17 protein-coding genes are annotated in these 16,776 nt (G+C 62.9%); 4 read left to right on the top strand and 13 right to left on the bottom strand.

The features are described from left to right. Nucleotides 1-196: 196 nt before the first annotated feature. Nucleotides 197-490: a hypothetical protein gene (locus BRAS3843_RS42345; RefSeq protein ID WP_008972834.1), complete on the top strand. Its 294-nt coding sequence runs from the start codon at nt 197-199 to the stop codon at nt 488-490. A gap of 41 nt (nt 491-531) precedes the next feature. Here the strand turns inward: BRAS3843_RS42345 and BRAS3843_RS29600 are convergent, their stop codons facing one another. Genes BRAS3843_RS29600 through BRAS3843_RS29590 form a run of 3 tightly spaced genes read right to left on the bottom strand, consistent with a single transcriptional unit; the run spans nt 532 to nt 2,412 of the window. Further along, on the bottom strand, nt 532-954 hold the full coding sequence (locus BRAS3843_RS29600) for a GFA family protein (RefSeq protein WP_035983214.1): 423 nt from the start codon (nt 952-954) through the stop codon (nt 532-534). Between the two features lie 29 nt (nt 955-983). After that, nucleotides 984-1,760, bottom strand: coding sequence for a methanethiol S-methyltransferase (mddA, locus tag BRAS3843_RS29595; RefSeq protein ID WP_008972832.1), 777 nt, complete (start codon nt 1,758-1,760; stop codon nt 984-986). A gap of 31 nt (nt 1,761-1,791) precedes the next feature. Next, nucleotides 1,792-2,412: a histidine phosphatase family protein gene (locus BRAS3843_RS29590; RefSeq protein ID WP_008972831.1), complete on the bottom strand. Its 621-nt coding sequence runs from the start codon at nt 2,410-2,412 to the stop codon at nt 1,792-1,794. A 617-nt stretch (nt 2,413-3,029) separates the two neighbouring features. On the opposite strand from BRAS3843_RS29590, the gene BRAS3843_RS29585 reads away from it, so the two are divergent. Next, on the top strand, nt 3,030-4,607 hold the full coding sequence (locus BRAS3843_RS29585; protein WP_008972829.1) for a winged helix-turn-helix domain-containing tetratricopeptide repeat protein: 1,578 nt from the start codon (nt 3,030-3,032) through the stop codon (nt 4,605-4,607). A gap of 1,124 nt (nt 4,608-5,731) precedes the next feature. Continuing rightward, on the top strand, nt 5,732-5,932 hold the full coding sequence (locus BRAS3843_RS29580; RefSeq protein WP_008972827.1) for a hypothetical protein: 201 nt from the start codon (nt 5,732-5,734) through the stop codon (nt 5,930-5,932). Between the two features lie 133 nt (nt 5,933-6,065). On the opposite strand, the gene BRAS3843_RS29575 is transcribed toward BRAS3843_RS29580, so the two are convergent. From BRAS3843_RS29575 to BRAS3843_RS29555, 4 genes are all read right to left on the bottom strand, one after another. Next, nucleotides 6,066-6,512, bottom strand: a complete 447-nt coding sequence (locus BRAS3843_RS29575; RefSeq protein ID WP_008972826.1) for a host attachment protein — start codon at nt 6,510-6,512, stop codon at nt 6,066-6,068. 172 nt (nt 6,513-6,684) lie between these two features. Continuing rightward, a complete protein-coding gene (locus BRAS3843_RS29570; RefSeq protein WP_008972825.1) occupies nt 6,685-7,098 on the bottom strand; it encodes a DUF3775 domain-containing protein in 414 nt (137 codons plus the stop codon). 570 nt (nt 7,099-7,668) lie between these two features. Beyond that, a complete protein-coding gene (locus BRAS3843_RS29560) occupies nt 7,669-8,142 on the bottom strand; it encodes a hypothetical protein (RefSeq protein WP_008972823.1) in 474 nt (157 codons plus the stop codon). Nucleotides 8,143-8,258: 116 nt separating this feature from the next. Then, nucleotides 8,259-8,930 (bottom strand): hypothetical protein, encoded by a 672-nt coding sequence (locus tag BRAS3843_RS29555; RefSeq protein ID WP_008972822.1) that lies wholly within the window; start codon nt 8,928-8,930, stop codon nt 8,259-8,261. Nucleotides 8,931-9,161: 231 nt separating this feature from the next. Here BRAS3843_RS29555 and BRAS3843_RS29550 point away from each other — a divergent pair, with 231 nt between their 5' ends. Beyond that, complete coding sequence (locus tag BRAS3843_RS29550; RefSeq protein WP_008972821.1) at nt 9,162-9,545, top strand: VOC family protein; 384 nt, start codon at nt 9,162-9,164, stop codon at nt 9,543-9,545. A gap of 34 nt (nt 9,546-9,579) precedes the next feature. Here BRAS3843_RS29550 and BRAS3843_RS29545 read toward each other — a convergent pair whose 3' ends face one another. The 6 genes from BRAS3843_RS29545 to BRAS3843_RS29520 all read right to left on the bottom strand — a co-directional run bounded on the left by BRAS3843_RS29545 (nt 9,580) and on the right by BRAS3843_RS29520 (nt 16,740). Continuing rightward, the gene (locus BRAS3843_RS29545; RefSeq protein ID WP_008972820.1) at nt 9,580-10,032 is read right to left on the bottom strand and encodes a hypothetical protein; all 453 of its coding nucleotides are present in this window, start codon (nt 10,030-10,032) and stop codon (nt 9,580-9,582) included. Nucleotides 10,033-10,225: 193 nt separating this feature from the next. Continuing rightward, a complete protein-coding gene (locus BRAS3843_RS29540; protein ID WP_050886543.1) occupies nt 10,226-12,913 on the bottom strand; it encodes a PAS domain S-box protein in 2,688 nt (895 codons plus the stop codon). Nucleotides 12,914-13,017: 104 nt separating this feature from the next. Beyond that, the gene (locus tag BRAS3843_RS29535; protein WP_008972818.1) at nt 13,018-13,821 is read right to left on the bottom strand and encodes an NUDIX hydrolase; all 804 of its coding nucleotides are present in this window, start codon (nt 13,819-13,821) and stop codon (nt 13,018-13,020) included. A 3-nt stretch (nt 13,822-13,824) separates the two neighbouring features. Continuing rightward, nucleotides 13,825-14,778: a dihydrodipicolinate synthase family protein gene (locus BRAS3843_RS29530; RefSeq protein ID WP_008972817.1), complete on the bottom strand. Its 954-nt coding sequence runs from the start codon at nt 14,776-14,778 to the stop codon at nt 13,825-13,827. Between the two features lie 111 nt (nt 14,779-14,889). After that, nucleotides 14,890-15,768, bottom strand: a complete 879-nt coding sequence (locus tag BRAS3843_RS29525) for an SDR family oxidoreductase (protein ID WP_008972816.1) — start codon at nt 15,766-15,768, stop codon at nt 14,890-14,892. 111 nt (nt 15,769-15,879) lie between these two features. Then, nucleotides 15,880-16,740 carry a MaoC family dehydratase gene (locus BRAS3843_RS29520; protein ID WP_008972815.1) on the bottom strand — a complete coding sequence of 287 codons (861 nt, stop codon included), beginning with the start codon at nt 16,738-16,740 and terminating at the stop codon, nt 15,880-15,882. Nucleotides 16,741-16,776 lie beyond the last annotated feature (36 nt).

Genomic DNA, 16,776 nt, shown 5'->3' with positions numbered 1-16,776 from the left:
CCGTGGACGACGTCTCGAACGGACAGCGATCTTGTCCCAATTCTGTTCCCAAGAACCAACACAAGAGCCGACATGACATCGCAACCTCGTCCCTGTTCCACGGTTGACATTCATCTGCCTTGAGGAAGCTGCTTGGCATATGTTAGCGCGACGAACGCCGCCCACGTCGATACCGGTTACGTCTTGGATCTGACGGTTGCAGCGCCAATCCTCCGCGGCGGAAACCGGACATCAGGCCCGTTTCGGCGCCCCTGGCACGGCAAAGTTCTCCGATCTCATCGACGCAAACGAGGTCCGGGTTTCCATGAATCTCACCGAGATCGAGCGTCATTTTCTGGCTCGATTGGCTTCCGAGCCATGGACCAGCTCGCCGACGTTCGATCACGAGCGCGTGGCGAGACTGGTCGAACTGGGGCTGGTGGAGGCGGAGCCGCTCGCCTCAGGTGAGGTCGAATACAGGATCACGGAGGCCGGCCGAGCCGCCCTGTGAGGCGAGCAGATGACGACCGCATTGATCCGGCTCGCACGAGCTCATTCTGGTATTATCTCTCCGGAGCCGCCAAACTCGGCTGGGAAGTCCCTGAGCTTGGGCAGGCCATCGCGCATCGGCAGCACAGTCTCGGCGTAGTTGACGTGAACACCGGGCGCGAAAACCAGCGTCGGAATGGTCGCGGCGAACACATCGACCAGTCCCAGCGTCGGGTGATTGGTCATCAGGTGACCACCGCATGTCCTGCAATATTGGCGCTCGCTCAACGGCGACTTGGAAAAGGACGCGACCTGCTCCTTTCCGGCCGTGATCCGAACCGCCTCAGGCTTCCATAGGCTGAAGGCGTTGACGGGGCCACCGGACCAGGAGCGGCAAGAGCGGCAATGGCAATAACCCATCGCCTCCGGTTCCCCGGAAATCTCCAGTTCGACCGCGCCGCAAAAGCAGCTTCCAACATGCTTCACGATTGATTCCTCCTCATGGGTTTATGTAATCAAGCGGATTTGCGCCAAGGGATGAGCATGGCGACGCGCTGCCTGTAGTCACGGTACTCCTCGCCGAACTGCTCGACGAGATCGCGTTCCTCCAGGACAATGCCGAGAAGAATATAGGCCGTGCTCACCGCCGCGAACAGCAAATGCCCGGCCGTCATGCTGGGAGCCGCCCAGAACGCAATGATGAAGCCGAGATAGATAGGATGGCGCACAAACCGGTAGTAAAGCGGCGTCCTGAACCGTGGCGCCGAGGCAGCGCGATCGGCCAGGCTGTTGGCGACCTGTTGCAGCCCGAACAGCTCGAAATGATTGATCAGGAAGGTCGACGTGAACGCGAAGCCCCAGCCCAAGAGCGCGATGACGGCCACGATGGCTGCGATATCGGGATTGTCGATCTGCCAAACGACCGCCGGCATCGGGCGCCACTGCCAAAACAACAGCAGCAATAGCAGGCTCGCGAACAGGACGTAGGTGCTCCGTTCGATCGGCCGCGGGACGAACTTTGTCCACCACGCCTTGAATTGCCTGCGTGCCATCACGCTGTGCTGGACGGCGAACAAGGACAGCAGAAGCAGATTGACGACAAGCGCCTCGACATCAGGCGATTCAGCGCCGGTGTCGATCGTCTTGGGCACGAAAACGCCCATCACAAAACCGATGGCGTAGATGATTGTGAAAGAGAAGGCGATATAGGCGGCAATGCCGTAGAGAAAGGCGATGAGCTTGACTATTCGAAAACCCGGAATGCCCGGGTTGGTGGATTGAAATTGCGACATCTTCATCTCCGATACAACGCAATGCACGAACTCAGTCCGCAGCCTGCGCCCACCTGGTCCAATCGCTGGCCTGGATACGCCCAATCAGTTTGTAGCCGCCCAGCCGATCCGGTTCGAACACCGATGCTTCGCCCTCGCGGACGTCTGACCAGTCGCTCCCGAACGCCGCGACAATGTTCGGCTTGTGCGAGACGATCACGACGTTGGTTCCGGCCGGCGGGGTGGTAGCAGCGAGCTTGCGAAGTGCGAGTGCGCGCTGATTGCTTTCATCGGGAGAAGCGGCTTCGGCCAGTTCCGGTGTGGCGGCCACCGTGCCGAAGCCGAGCAGCGTTGCAGTATCGACCGCGCGCTGGATCGTACTGGTCACGACCTTGTCCACCGGAATCCTCAGCTTGCGCATCGCCTCCCCGGTCGATTTCGCCTGCGCGCGTCCCTCGGCGTTGAGCTGCCGCTCTGCGGGCACGTTTTTCCGACTCATGGAATCGGTGTTCGACTGGTCCGAGACGGTCGCACCGTGACGAATCACGATCACGTATCCGCCGTGCCGCAGATCATCGATCCAGGCAGGCTGCATCGGGGACAGCTGGCCGCCGTTCGCGGCGGGCAGGATTGCAAACAGCAGGTACAACAAAGACAATCGAATGCTGGACATGGACGTCTCCTGTCGTTGCTTGTTTTGATCGTCTTGGACTGAACGATTTGTAGCGGCCGGCCCGCCTGATGCGGAAGACTTAGGTTGGTGGGTTGAGTCGAGCCCAAATGGCTGCCTCGAACCAGCTGTTTTGGCACTTTCGCAAACCTATCGGGCGATCGCGCCGGATGGCCCCAGCGCTCCCGACCTGCCTTCGCTGTCATGACGGATGACGGGAAGAATAGCGCAATGGCTGCCGGCAACGGCTCAGCGGGGGGTGGCGCACGGCTCACGAATAGGTGTGATGGCCAACAAAATTATTCAACTAAAAATCGCAAGAAAATGAGCTCTCGACCGACGCTCTCATAGGTCGCCATATCGGCCCAGAGGCCGGCCGAGGTTGCGGTCCAGGGATCGACAGGCAACTGTGCTCTCCAGGATTTGATTATGAAAATGTGAGCGGCCTCATCAGATGCGAGGCGCCTCACGTGTCACGGTTGCGCCGTTGCAGACCATCGACGGCTCTTCATGCGAAAGCCGCGTTGAAGATACAGGATGCCGCGGCAACAGGCTTTGTGCCGAGCTTGATTTTCGCGCGAGCTGCGCTTGATTTTTGATCGAGAAGGCGTTGTCGTCCGGTGGAATTTCTCTTTAGTGATCATGTACTTGACACTGATCGACGCGAGCTGTGGCGCTCGGGCGCGCAGATTGCTGTCGAGCCTCAGGTCTTCGATCTCCTGACCTACCTCATCCAGAATCGCGACCGCGTGGTCAGCAAAGACGACCTGTTCGCAGCGGTTTGGGCCGGACGGATCGTCTCGGACTCGACGCTCGCCACCCGTATCAACGCAGCGCGGAGGGCCGTCGGAGACAGCGGTGAGCAGCAGAGGCTGATCCGCACGGTCGCGCGCAAGGGTGTTCGTTTCGTCGGCGCCGTGCGGCTTCGGGCAGCTGCCGGCCACGCTGCGCTGTCACCCGATCAACGGCCGGACGGACAGCTGAGGGCGGCACGGGCGCTGGCGTCATCGAAGCGGCCGGCCATCGCGGTGCTTCCCTTCGTCAATATGAGCGGCGAGCCGGACCAGGATTATTTTTCCGACGGGATCAGCGAGGACATCATCACCGCGCTGTCGAAGCTGCGCTGGTTCTTCGTGGTCGCACGCAACTCCTCTTTCGCTTACAAAGGCAAATCCGTCCATATCAAGCAGATCGGCGACGAGCTCGGCGTCGGCTATGTGATCGAAGGCAGCGTGCGGAAAGAAGGCGCGCGCGTTCGTATCACTGCCCAGCTCAACGACGTCACAACCGGCAGCCATCTATGGGCGGAGCGCTACGATCGCGAGGTCGCCGACGTCTTCGCCGTGCAGGACGAGATCACCGAAGCCATCGTTGCCACTATCGAGCCGCAGCTCTATGCCGCGGAGAATTTTCGGGCGCGGCGCAAGGCCCCGGAGAGCCTCGATGCGTGGGACCTGGTCATGCGCGCGTTGTCCCATTTCTGGCGCATGACCCGCGAGGACAATGTTGTGGCTCAAGAGCTGTTGGAGCGAGCGATAGGCCTCGACCCCAACTACGCACAGGCGCTCGCGGTGCTCGCGGTCAGCCATATCTTCGGTGCCCAGATGGGCTGGGAAAACGCAGCGGCCGCCACGCCGATTGCCGAACGTGCGAGCTTAGCTGCGATCCATGCGGACAGCGAAGATGCCTGGGCGCACCTCGCGCGTGGCTCGGTCAATCCCTATCTTGGACGCCTCGACGATGCACTGGCCGCGTTCGCGGTGGCGCTGCGGCTCAATCCAAATTTTTCGCTGGCCCACGGATTTTACGGCTTGGTCTTGACTTGGACCGGCCAATCCCGCGAAGGCGGCGAGGCTGCGCGCCGGGCCTTGCGGCTGTCACCGCGCGATCCGTTCTCTGCAATCTATTATGGCGTAGCGGGCTATACGGCGTTCGTGGAACACGACTATGTGGAAGCGATCCGGCTGTGTCGCGAAGCCATTCGTCAGCGCGCGGATTTTGCCGGCGCTCACCGCGTCCTGGCCGCGGCGGCCGGCATGGCAGGCCAAGGAGAGTTCGCGGCCGCAGCACTCAAGGAGCTGCGCCGTGTCCAGCCCAACATTTCGCTTCACTGGGTTGGAACCCAACTGCCGTTCCGGTTCAAAGAGCCGGAGCTCTCCCACTTTTTGGATGGTTTGCGCCGCGCAGGGCTGGATTAGCGAGACGTGATGCGATTGCGCTGCGCTCCAGTTCTTGGATCGCGCATATTCGTCTTAACGCGGCTACGTACTTTTTCCGATCATGCTGACGAGCACCCGATCAGAGGAGTTCAAGCGAACTCCTCGTCGGCGGCGGCCAATCGTTGCCGCCTCACTTGAGTCTGCAAGCGCGGTCGCGCTTGCTCCAGGTGAAGCCTGTTCCGCACGGCGGCCGTGCTTGAATTCCGGCTGGGCATTCGTTCCACACCGGTGCGCCTCTGTCCCATCCGTCCACCATGCAGCCGCCATTGCTAGCCAGGTGGCAGCCGGGCCCACAACCATCGGCCGCCTGCGCAAAGTCCACGGGCACAACAAACGCAGCCACGAACAGAGCTGCAAGGAAAGGCTTTGCCATTGTTTCCTCCTGAGGCCGACATCCGAAAACGATAAGCCTGAGCAGCGGCTCGACTCGCAATTCCGAGCCAGGCCGCTCGGTTCCGATCGAACCTTGGCACTGCTGCAACGCGGGGAGTAGCCGGCGCCGCTGGCTCGTTGCACACGCGCCGCCTCTCGGCTAGCTCTGGGCCATTAGTGAGAGGACGGGAAGAATGCGTTGGCTGTCGATGAGCGTGGCGCTGCTGCTGTACACTGGTGCTGCGAACGCCGCCTGCACCTGCCGCTGTGTCGACGGCCAGGTCCAGCCAGTCTGCGACAGGACTGGCGACCTGCCCCAACCATGTCCGGCGACGCTCTGTCCCCTCCCGGCACCACAAGTCGCGCCCCTTAATCGACCGACCTTGCCGCCACTTGGGACGTCGCAATGCCGACAGGCTCAGGTATGTGGCGCGTATAGCTGCGGATGGCAAACGCTCTGCCGCTAGCGGCGCGATCGTCGAAAAGCCAAGGCTGAGATCGCCGATCGGTTCCTCGCCTCAGAAGCCGCCGTGCCGCTGTCGCCTGTCGGTCAAGCCGGGAAACCTAAGGGCGATCGCCGATCAACTCGTCTGCAATGCAGACTGCACAGGTTACACCGGGATGTGAGTGTGGCGTGTCCGAGCTCCCGTGGTATCGAGGAACCTGCCTGCGGATTTCGGGTTCTTGTCGTGACGGCTCGAAGTCAGAGAGCGTCAAGAGGATTTATCGCCATGTCTCGCAAACTTACGCCGCGGCAGGTCATTGCCCGCTCCTACCCCACTTGGGACTATGCGATGGCCGATCGACTGATCGCTTGGCTCGCCGATTGTGGCTACGAGATCGTCGAGAAGAAATCAGTCCACGAGGACGCGAGCCTGGTCCCTGCGCAATCCGAGCAGCGGGATCACGCGAAGCTGGAGCCGGCGCACTGAGTAGAGCTTCAATTCTGGAGCCCGCGTCAGTGCGCCCCACGTTGTGTGGAATCCGACGCGCACCGGGACCGAGAGATGCACTCGGCGTCCCTGATGCCTCAACCTCCTGATACTGGCGTGGATCTTTGAGAGTTCAAGCCAAGAGCTGCTTCTCGATCTCGTAGACCGGCATTTTCACGAGGTCCTTATGGACTTCGCCATGCAGGACCCTGCGCACCGCATCGGAATAGTCCGCGCGAATCATGCCGAGCGCACGTGGCGATGCCACGACGGTCAGCGCTTTGGTTTCGCCGGCGAGAACCGCCTGGTGCAGCCGCCCGGCCAGTCCTTTCAAGAACACACGCTCCGATTCGTCGTGCCAATCGGTCTGTTCGATCGAGCTGCGAGCGGTACCAATGGACGGATGCACCGAACCGGGCGCATCGGTGCCGACGTCGGAGGTGCGCTCGTCGGGGTGCTCGTGCACTTCCTTCATGTGCAGGTTCGGAAACATGCCGTCGCCGATGTTCTCCAGGATCAGCGCCTTGCGCCCGTCACAAACGACGACCCAGTCTCCCGCCCCTACTTTGATCTTGTCCATAGCATGCTCCTCTTGCACCGCGCCAACAGCCTATCCGATCGGGGACGTAGGTGTGCGAATGTTGGCGTCGAAGTGTCTCCAGATAACTAATCGATGCCGGTAGAGCTTTGGATTTGACATTCGTATCTTGGTGTGCGGCACGCCGCAGCTGGCGAACGTCAAATCCGCTCCACTAGATGCTCTCCTCAAAATCCTCCAGCGACAGACCGAACTCCGGCAGGGCTTCCTCGAGGTAATCGCCAAGCATCGGGGTCTCGATCAGATAAGCGGCTGTGCGGTTGTTATGCGCCTGAGCGGCCTGTGCGCGCAGTTCGTCCCAGTTCTCCAGCCCGCCGTCACCGCGTCCGAGCCACATCAAGGCGACCAGATCAATCTGCTCATCGACGTTGAGCCCTTGGATGAAGCTCGCCAGTTCAGCGCGATCCGTGTTCGCGCCGCGTCCTCCCGACGAACCATGGACCGTATCGTCGTCGGTCAGGTCGGAGAGCAGCTCGGGCTCGCTCGATTCCATCTCGTATTGGTGGACCTTGTTGACGACGAAGGCGACCTTGTCCGGCGAAATCGACAGGTTTGGAATTGTTGGCATACAGCATCTCTCTGAACGACCGGGCAATGCCCGTCGGTGTCGACAACCGCACGCTAGGCGGTTCGAGGGAGCCGTACTTTGCGCAGGATCAAGGCCGCCGCGGGGCACCATTGTCGATGAGATCCGGCCCGACGCGGGTCCGGCTATCGTTGCGGCCTCACCAAAACTCACATGATCGAGAGCGGGTACCCTGTCCGGCACGCGCGCCCTTGCCGGGTGAAACTGCCCGCGTAACATCTGCCAGTCGGTGACACCGGCGATCGGCATCCACGACATCGATACAGACTGAAATGGTTAAGAGCATAGCAGCGGCAGCTGGAGTTGCCGCTCTTCTGATCGGTGCGGCGGTTCTCCCGGCATCCGCGCGCAGCCGTCACGGGATAGGCCACGGCTTTAGCAGTCACGGATCTGTCAGCGGGGTCCACGCTGCGGGCCGTACGCGGTTCGCAACCGAGGGCCGGGACGCCGATGGCCGCTATGTCAAAGCCGCCTCCGACCAACTCGACAGGCTGCTCGACACCAGGATGAAGAGCATCTGCCGCGGCTGTTAGGCCCGGGAGAACGGGCAGCTTACCAGGTCGAAGCGAACCAGCCGAAACGCGGCTGCTGTGCGACGATAATCATGGGTCGTCCAGGATGAGTCCTGGCGCTCTTCCGCTTCGGCTGCGGTTTTGGTTCGGTTGGTTTGGCCGTCGTCTCGGCAACCCGGGTTGGCGCCGGCGCCGCTGCCCGCTGCGCTTGGCCAACCCCTGGCTTCAGTTCCTTGGCCGGCATCTGTGCCAGCGCGTCGCGCACGTGCGCCATCGCCGGCCCAGCGGTAACGGGTTCGGCCGCGGCCACCTTTGCCGGCGCCGGCGTTGGGATCGACGTATCGATCACGACACGTTCAGGCCATTTGCTGTTTGATCGAATGCGAATGGCGGGCAGTTCGTAGCCGGCGCTGGACGGGGTCGGGAGCGGAGCGCTCGGAAAGACCGCATCGCAGACGAACAACAGCGCGAGCAGGGCTCCACCGACGAACACGAAATAGCGCAACAGAGGCATAACAGTACCACTCCGTCCGCGATAGACGCGGACTTATCGTCCTAACCGGGACTACAAGAATATGTTCCAGACAGAGCCATGGCGGTTCAACGCGCCTGCAACTTTGCGCAGAATTCCTAGTTTTTGCTCGCAGAGACCAGAGTGCAGTTCGCCTTGCTGGCGTTAACGTTGACGAATCCGACATGGACCGCCGCGAAGGTTTTGCGGCTCTTCTTGTCCACCTCACCGGGAACCAGCCGCCTTCGGTCGGTCACGTGGCTGCCATCTCGCCGGTTAAAGGCACAGGAGATCTCGACATCCTTCACCGCGTAGAGATTGCTGTTGCGCAGCGTAAAGGTGACCAGCGCCTTGGAACCGAGGCCACCGCGGCGCCAGGATTGCGAGCTGATCCTCAAGCCATCCAATGGTGACGGCTCGACCGCACCGGTCGGCTTTTCGTCGATAGCCGGGGCGGCCGGGGTTATGCTGGCTTGACTCTGGCTGGCCGGCGCAGGCTGCCCTTGGCCAGCAGGCGAGGCTGGTCGCGGATCAGAGGACATGGCGGTCGTGACTGAGCTGTCGTCCGCCGAATTGTCGCCGGTCAGTTGCGTCACAGTGCTGTCCGCGCTCTCGCTGTCATCAACCGACATGACGAGCCAAGCGGCAGCGCCCACCAGCAGGATCGCAAACACTGCCAATCCGATCAACGCGGACTTCCATGGCAGGATGGGCTTCGCCGCGCGGGCGCCGAATGATGTCCCGATTCCACCGAACCGGCGCCACAGCAAGCGGTAGAGCCCTGCGCTCATGTCAGCACCATCGACGGCCCAGTCAGCCGCGCTCCAAGATCCCAATGCGCAGCGGCAATATTGGTTCCACGTAAAGCCGACGATTGGAGGGCAAGCTTACTCCCGGACATGATTCTCCGCTGCCGGCAGGGATGGCCTTGGTGCGCTCCGCTCGCTAACATGACCCCCTCACCATCCTTTCTCCGCGAGAGCCGCCGAAGCGCGGTCACATCATCACGAAAGACGTCGCCCATGCCCGAGGTCACCTGGGACCACATTCACCTGCGCAGCCCCGATCCCGAAGCGACAGCGACGTGGCTCCACGATATTCTCGGGGGCGAGATCATCCGCAACCCTGGTCGCATTGACGTCAGGTTGGGCGGCGCCAGCGTGTTCATCGCCAAGGTCGAGCCCGGCGACGGCGTCGGCGCGCCTCCCGTGACGCCGCATCAGGGGCTCGATCATTTCGGCCTCACGGTGAAGGACATCGACGCCGTGGCAGCCGAACTCAAGGGCAAGGGCGTGACGTTCACGACCGAGCCCACCACGATCCGGCCCGGCGTGCGGATCTGCTTCATCCGCGGCCCGGAAGGCATCTCGGTCGAGCTGCTCGAGCGCGACAAGAAATACGCATGAACAGGCTGCAGCGACTTGCGGCGGCCTGCGCCGCCTACGTCATGCTGCCCGGCATGAAGCAGCGAATCGACACGCCCTGATAGCCGCGCATCGGCCACACCATGGTGCGGCCGACCCGGTTCGGTTCGGTGATCACGGCGTCATCCGGTACGTCGATCCATTCGCCGTCGATGCGTACACGATAGTGACCATTCCGCGTTTCCCAATCCACGTCGCTCACCGCCGAACCGTCGGCATCTGAGCAGCACGGCCCCTTGCCGCTGCGCAGACCGTCAAACCAGGCCTTCATCTCCGGCGACGAGTTGACAAACTGGCCGCGGTCGCGCGCTGAGCTGGGCGGCGCAGCAAGCGCGATCAGCAACGCTGCACCCGTCACTTGAAAGCATGGCTTCAAGCGCCTCACCTGCTGCTTCCGATGCTCGTTACGGGGGGACGCGTCACCAACTTGCCGCGGCGCATGGCCGCCGGAAAACATCCAGTTGCTCATATCGATCTAGCTCCTGCACCACCCCACGGTGCGTTGAAGAATATGCATCAACTGGGCCAGAATTAGATTCGTTCGCGGCTTCGTGACAGTCAAGACGCAACACTACGGGAAAATGCAGTGCCATCCGTTCACAGCAACGCGAGTTCCGAGTGAGCCGAAAACAGCGCAGCTCTTGCTCGTACTCCTCTTGCTCCTACTCCGCAGCCTGCTCCAAAGGCGCGATGCGCGGCAGAATGATCTGAATGCGCGTGCCGCCGCCGGGCTCGGAGTCGAGATCGAGCCGGCCCCCGAGTCGGTTGGTGATGATGTTGTAGACGATGTGCAGTCCGAGTCCGGTGCCACCCTGGTCGCGGCGGGTAGTGAAGAACGGGTCGAACGCGCGGCGGCGCACATCGAGGCTCATTCCGCAGCCATTGTCGGAGAAGATGACCTCAACATTGTCCCGCCCGGATTCGCGAACCTGGATCTCGATGATGCCAGGCCGGCCGTCGGGAAACGCGTGCGCGACCGCATTGAGAAACAAATTGGTCAGCACCTGACCATACGGACCGGGATAGCTGTTCATGACCAGATTGGGCTGGCAGTCCACATTGAGCGTCAGATTGTGCTTGCGCAGGCTTGGCCGCAGACTCATGACGACCTGTTCGGTCAGATCGGCGAGGTCGAAGCTGCGCTGGTCGGAATAGTTGCGGTCAGCTGCGACCTGTTTGAACGATTGGATCAGCTCGGCAGCACGGTTCAGGTTCGCCACGAGCTGTCCCGCCGCATTGCGGCTGGTCTCCAGGAAGTCGTTGAGACTGGAGCGGCGCAGCTCGCCGCGCGCGACCTCCTCGCCAAACCGCTCGGTCTTGCGTTCGAGGGCGGAGGCCACGGTCAGGCTGATGCCGACGGGGTTGTTCACCTCATGCGCGACGCCGGCAACCATGCGCCCGAGAGCGGCCAGCTTCTCCGCCTCGATCAGTGAGGCCTGCGTCTCGCGGAGATTGCGCAGCGCCGTCTCGGCCGCCTCCTTGGCCTTGCGCATCTCATGCTCGCTCTTCTTGCGCTCACAGATGTCGAGCGCCACCGTGACGATCCGGTCGACCTCACCGTCGGCATCCAGGATCGGCATCTTGTTGACCAGCCATTGCCGCATAGTGCCGGACGAGTCGAGATACTCTTCCTCGTAGAAGCCGAGACCGGAGTTGGTTGCGAGCACGCGCTTGTCGTTCTCGTCGGTCTTGTTCGCGCCATAGCGCGACATGAGTTCGCCGGTGGTGCGGCCGAGCGCCTCCTCGGGCGCAACGTTGAAGATCCCGGCCATATAGTGGTTCATCAGGACGTAGCGCAGATTGCGGTCCTTGACGTTGATGACGGCGGGTACGGTGTCGATGACCTGCTGCAGGAGCTTGCGCGCTTCCGCGATCGCATCTTCCGCGCGCTTCTGATCGGTGATGTCGCGCACGATCCCCTCGTAGCGCATTACTTCGCCGTTCTCGTCGCGCACCACGGTGGCGCTGTCCGAAAGCCAGCGAATGTCGCCGTCGCGCCGACGCACCTGGTATTCGAATTCGCGCACCATGCCGTCGCGCCCCATCAGCCGCTGATATTCTTCGCGCGCCGACGCATGCACATAGATGGTCTCAGCGATGTCGTTGACGCCGGTGATCAGCTGACTGGCCGAGTCGTAGCCCATGATCCTGGCGAGCGCGGGGTTGGCGTCGACGACCAGGCCGCCGGGCGTGGTGACGTAGATGCCATCAATGGACGCCTCGAACAGCTTGCGATAGCTCTCCTCGGCAAGGCGTTGTTCGGCAAGTGCCCGCACCGCGGCCTCGCGCGCGGCATCGGCCTCCTGCAAGGTGCGACGAAACACTTCGGCCGCACGCGCGATGTCACCGATCTCGTTCTCGACCTCGGTCTGCGGAATTGAGGCGTCTTTCTCGCCTGCGGCCAGCGCCCGGATCGACCCCGCGATGGAGGCGAGCGGCCGCACCGTGCGGCGAACCACGAACAAAGCGGCAAAGATGCCGATCAGCACGCCGGTCGACCCAAGAATGATGCTCTGCCATTTGGTCTCGGCGAGCGTGCGAGCGAAGTCGCGTGACAGGACCCGCCCCTGCTGGGCGCTCAGCGACCGCAGCAGCTCAGTGACGCGTCCGATCAGCCGGCCCTCGGTTCCCAGCACCTCCTTGTCGAGCCTCGCGATCTCGTCCTCCGTCCCGGCGATCGCGACAATGGAGTCAGCGTAGCTATCGGTGGCCGAGCGCAGAGCCTGGTCGTCGATTTGCAGCGCCCGCATGCTGCGCGCAGCCTGCTCGGCGCCGGCGGGATCGCGCGCGAGCAGCGCGGCTCCCACCTGGTTCTGCAAACGGAACAGCGCCCGCGCCGTCGACCGCTCCGGTATCTGGGCGATCGCCACCTCGAACTGGACCCGCGCCGCCGGCAGCGTGGCGAGAAGCTCGGCGCGATGCGCGATCAAGGCGCTGATGCGATCGATACCCTCGCGATAATTGGCGAGCCGCTGAGCGACACCGTCGATCGTCGCCTGCTGCTCGGGCGCAAGCTCGAGCCGGGTCTTCTTCAAGAGCGCCCCGAGCTCGGTTGCCGCCTGCCCGACCCGATCCGAGCGTGCGCCGGGGTCGGTGACGAAATCGCGCGCAGCGAGTCGGAGCTCGTTCATGCGCCGGTCGATCTCTTCGGCGAGATCGCCGACGCCTTGCAGCCGCTGCAGCTCGGCAAAGGTCGCATCGATATGGCGGATCGCGATCACGCTCGCCATGCTGGTGGCAGTGATCACCGCGAGCAGCAGAAGAAAGCTGCCAAAGGTCAATTGCCCGATCGATAACGACTTCAACCGAATGAATTTTGATAATGCCGCCAAGGCTGCTGGCCTACGCATGGGGTCCGCTTTTCGGACCCGCACTATATACGACCGGAGTCCGGAATATCAGAACAGATTACGAACAAAACCGCTTTCGTGCCCCCGGCACCAAATACCGCCAATCAGCCGGCCGGCCCAAACGCGAACACCTCCCCATCGTAGCCGGCCTCACGCGGGATACGCAGCTGGCGCCCACCATCGGCCGTCTTGGTCATGACCGGCATCACCGTCACGACCTCCATCTGCTGTGCGACAGCCAAAGCCGTGGCAACATCAGGCTGTTTGCCGAGCCGGATCAGGTTGCGCGTGGTCGGGAACGGCAGCTTGAAGCGGCCATCGTCGCCGCCTGCGAGCGCCTCGCGCGGCGAGACCCAGATCGAGTCGGTCGATTCCTTGCCGTCATGGGCGCCGAGTTGGTCCGGCGGCGCCGCGGCCAGAAAGAACCAGGTGTCGAAGCGCTTCGGCATGCCTTCCGGCGTGATCCAATGCGCATAAGGGACGAGCGCGTCGAGCGCGAGCACGAGATCGTTGCCGGCCACGATATCGAGAAAATGCGTGTTGCCTTCGCACAGGGCGGCACGACTGACGGCCTCGATCTCCCGCGCCTGCGACGCGCTGATCAACGCGTTTGAGCCTTGCGGCCGCGCCAGCAGGATGCCGCTTTCTTCGAACGTCTCGCGGATCGCAGCAATGCGGAAGCCGAGTGCTTCCTCGCCCAAATCCGCTCCACCCGAATACAGCTCAGAGCGCGCCGCGATCTCCTGGTCCGTCTTATCGACGCTACCGCCGGGAAAAACCAACGCGCCCGAGTTGAACTCGATCTGATGGTGACGCACCATCATGAACACCTCGATTTCGCGGGCACTTGCGCCGTCGCGCAGCAGCAGCACGGTCGAGGCCGGACGGATGGCGGCAGGTTCAGTCATGGCTCACCCCGCGGCACTTGATTGCGGCTGCAAATTGGCGCGGCGATCATAGCGCGCCACCCGCGACAGCAGATAGTCGACCTCGGCCTTTGCGGCGGCGCTGATGCCCGAGGCCGGCTTGCGCTGCGCGGCGGAGGCAATCGCGCCGCGCTTTTGCAGCACATATTTGCGCACGGCGAGACCTGCGCCCGGCTGCTGCTCGTAACGCACCAGCGGCAGATGCGCATCGAACAAGTCGTGCGCGGCATCGCGCTTGCCGGCCTTCGACAGCTTGACGATGTCGACCAGCATTTCGGGGAAGGCATAGCCGGTCATGGCGCCATCAGCACCGCGCTCCATCTCGAAATCCAGGAACAGCCCGCCATTGCCGCAAAGGATCGACAGCGGCCGGAGCGAGCCGTCCTTCTGGAAACCGCGCAAGGCTGAGATCTTCTCCAGGCCTGGCCAATCCTCGTGCTTGAGCATCACGCAGGACGGGCTGTCCATGACGATCTTGCGGATGACGGCTGGCGTGAACACGACGTTGAGCGTGAGCGGATAGTCCTGCAGCACCCATGGAATGTCTTCGCCGATCGCTTCCTGCGCCTGCTTGAAATAGCCGGTGATCTGGTCATCGGTCCGCAGATGCGGCGGCGGCGCGATCATGACGCCGGCGGCGCCCGCATCCATGGTGGCGCGGGCGAGCGCACGCATGGTCGCAAAGCCCGGCGCGGAGACGCCGACGATGATCTGCATGGTCTTCGCGCGTTTGACGAAACGCACGGCCACCTGCTCGGCCTCGGCAGCATCGAGCTTGGGTGCCTCGCCCATGATGCCAAGCACCGTGATGCCGTCGCAGCCGGCCTCGGCATAGAAGTCGACCAGGCGGTCGATCGAGGCCTCGTCGATCCGGCCGTCATCATGGAACGGCGTCGGCGCGATCGCGAAGGTGCCCTTGGCATCGGCGGTGAGTTTCATTGTCCATCCTTTCGTAGTCATTCCGGGGCGATGCGCAGCATCGAACCCGGAATCTCGAGATTCCGGGTCCGCTCGCTATCGCGAGCGGCCCGGAATGACGACCTCAATACATCAAAACCGCCGCGCAGACTTCCTGATCTCCTCTTCGGAGAAGAATATCTCCTCTGCATGGCTGACAATATCCTCCGCTTTCCAGCCGGTGAAAGGCGGCTTCCAGCCCTCCATCTCCATCATCCGCATCTCGCGGACCCCGCGCGGGCCGGAGACGCCGAGCACCTTGCCGGTCTGGTCGCCGGAGAGCCCGCTGACCATGTAGAGCACCGCCGGCGCGATGCCCTCGGGCGTCAGCGCCGAGCCGGGATTCTCCTTGTAGCGCGGCAGGTCCTCGGTCATCCGGGTCAGCGCGCCCGGCGCCAGCGTCCAGACCCGGATGTTGTATTTGCGACCCTCGATCGCCAGCACGTTCGACAGGCCCCAGATGCCGCCCTTGGCGGCGCCGTAATTGGACTGGCCGAAATTGCCGATCAGGCCCGAGGTCGACGACGTATTGACGATGACGCCGCCGCCATTGTCTCGCATCCAGCGGAAGACAGGAAGCGTGCAGCAGAAGGTGCCCTTGAGATGCACCTGGATCACCTTGTCCCAGTCGGCCTCGTTGGACTTGGCAAAGGTCTGATCGCGCAGGATGCCGGCATTGTTGACCAGAATGTCGGCGCGGCCGAAATGTTTGATGGCATCGTCGAACACCGATTGGCCGCCGGCCATGGTCGAGACGTCGGCGCGGTTCGCCACCGCACGGCCGCCCTCGTCCTTGATCGCGGCGACGACCTTCTCCGCCATCGCCTGATCGGCACTGGTGCCGTCGCGCGGACCGCCGAGATCGTTGACCACAACGGCCGCACCCTCACGCGCCAACAGCCTTGCGTAGGCTTCGCCCAAGCCGCCGCCCGCGCCTGTGATCAGCGCCACCTTGCCGTCGAGCAATCCCATCTGCGCCTCCTCATCTTGCTGTCATTCCGGGATGGTCCGAAGGACCAGACCCGGAATCTCGAGATTCCGGGTTCAGCCGCTGTCGCGGCCGCCCCGGAATGACGGCGAGTATCATCCCAACACCGTCCTGCCGTTCTTGATGACCGTGACCTCGCGCGCTTTCACTCTGGCCTCGAACGAGATCAGATCGCCATCCTTCCAGAGATCGACAGTCACGGTCTCGCCGGGATAGACCGGCGAGGAGAACCGCGCCCCGTGCTGCCGGAACGCTGATGGATCGTAGTCCGCATAGGTCTGCAGCACGGCGCGGCAGGTGATGCCGTAGGTGCACATGCCGTGCAGGATCGGCCGGGGAAAGCCGGCGCGGCGCGCGAACTCGGGATCGGAGTGCAGCGGATTGCGGTCGCCGCAGAGGCGATAGATCAGCGCCTGATCCGGTCGGGTCGCGATATCGACGCTCATATCCGGCGCGCGCGTCGGCACCGGATGCGGATCGGGGATTCCGCCGGAGGGGCCGCCGAAGCCGCCGTCACCGCGAGCGAAGCGCGAGGCCACCAGCGTCGCGAGCCGCGCGCCGCTGTCGTCGCGCAAAATAGTCTGATGGCGGATGACGGCGCCCTTGTCCTTGCCTTTGTCTGACACCGCCAGCACCGTGGAGTCGGCAGTGATCTTGGCGGCTGTTGCCAGCAGCTTGTGAAAAGTGATGTCGCGCTCGCCGTCGACGACCAGCACGCGGTTGAGCTTCATCTCGCCGGGGCCCGCGCCCCACGCGGCCACGGAAGCAAAGGTCGGCACGACCTTCAGCGGCCGTGGCTCGGCACAGGCCTCGTTGACGAAAGCGAGTTCCTTCTCGTCCATCGGGTCGGCGCCCATGCCGATGCCATAGGCATAGAGCATCACCTCGCGATCGCCATAGGCATAATTCTGCCCGATGTTCTTCAGCGCCATCAGCTCATCGTAGTTGATCGGCATCCTCGATCACTCCCCAAACGTTGCTTCAATCGCGGT

It is taken from the genome of Bradyrhizobium sp. STM 3843 (assembly GCF_000239815.1).
In the GTDB taxonomy this organism is placed as follows: domain Bacteria; phylum Pseudomonadota; class Alphaproteobacteria; order Rhizobiales; family Xanthobacteraceae; genus Bradyrhizobium.
Note: the sequence above shows the minus strand (reverse complement) of the source record. Positions and strands in the feature narration are given on the sequence as shown.

What these genes read in the sequence shown, in the direction of transcription:
- mddA (WP_008972832.1), bottom strand. Translation starts at nt 1,760, where the DNA reads ATGTCGCAATTTCAATCCACCAACCCGGGCATTCCGGGTTTTCGAATA.
- BRAS3843_RS29590 (WP_008972831.1), bottom strand. Translation starts at nt 2,412, where the DNA reads ATGTCCAGCATTCGATTGTCTTTGTTGTACCTGCTGTTTGCAATCCTG.
- BRAS3843_RS29580 (WP_008972827.1), top strand. Translation starts at nt 5,732, where the DNA reads ATGTCTCGCAAACTTACGCCGCGGCAGGTCATTGCCCGCTCCTACCCC.
- BRAS3843_RS29575 (WP_008972826.1), bottom strand. Translation starts at nt 6,512, where the DNA reads ATGGACAAGATCAAAGTAGGGGCGGGAGACTGGGTCGTCGTTTGTGAC.
- BRAS3843_RS29570 (WP_008972825.1), bottom strand. Translation starts at nt 7,098, where the DNA reads ATGCCAACAATTCCAAACCTGTCGATTTCGCCGGACAAGGTCGCCTTC.
- BRAS3843_RS29560 (WP_008972823.1), bottom strand. Translation starts at nt 8,142, where the DNA reads ATGCCTCTGTTGCGCTATTTCGTGTTCGTCGGTGGAGCCCTGCTCGCG.
- BRAS3843_RS29555 (WP_008972822.1), bottom strand. Translation starts at nt 8,930, where the DNA reads ATGAGCGCAGGGCTCTACCGCTTGCTGTGGCGCCGGTTCGGTGGAATC.
- BRAS3843_RS29550 (WP_008972821.1), top strand. Translation starts at nt 9,162, where the DNA reads ATGCCCGAGGTCACCTGGGACCACATTCACCTGCGCAGCCCCGATCCC.
- BRAS3843_RS29545 (WP_008972820.1), bottom strand. Translation starts at nt 10,032, where the DNA reads ATGAGCAACTGGATGTTTTCCGGCGGCCATGCGCCGCGGCAAGTTGGT.
- BRAS3843_RS29540 (WP_050886543.1), bottom strand. Translation starts at nt 12,913, where the DNA reads ATGCGTAGGCCAGCAGCCTTGGCGGCATTATCAAAATTCATTCGGTTG.
- BRAS3843_RS29535 (WP_008972818.1), bottom strand. Translation starts at nt 13,821, where the DNA reads ATGACTGAACCTGCCGCCATCCGTCCGGCCTCGACCGTGCTGCTGCTG.
- BRAS3843_RS29530 (WP_008972817.1), bottom strand. Translation starts at nt 14,778, where the DNA reads ATGAAACTCACCGCCGATGCCAAGGGCACCTTCGCGATCGCGCCGACG.
- BRAS3843_RS29525 (WP_008972816.1), bottom strand. Translation starts at nt 15,768, where the DNA reads ATGGGATTGCTCGACGGCAAGGTGGCGCTGATCACAGGCGCGGGCGGC.
- BRAS3843_RS29520 (WP_008972815.1), bottom strand. Translation starts at nt 16,740, where the DNA reads ATGCCGATCAACTACGATGAGCTGATGGCGCTGAAGAACATCGGGCAG.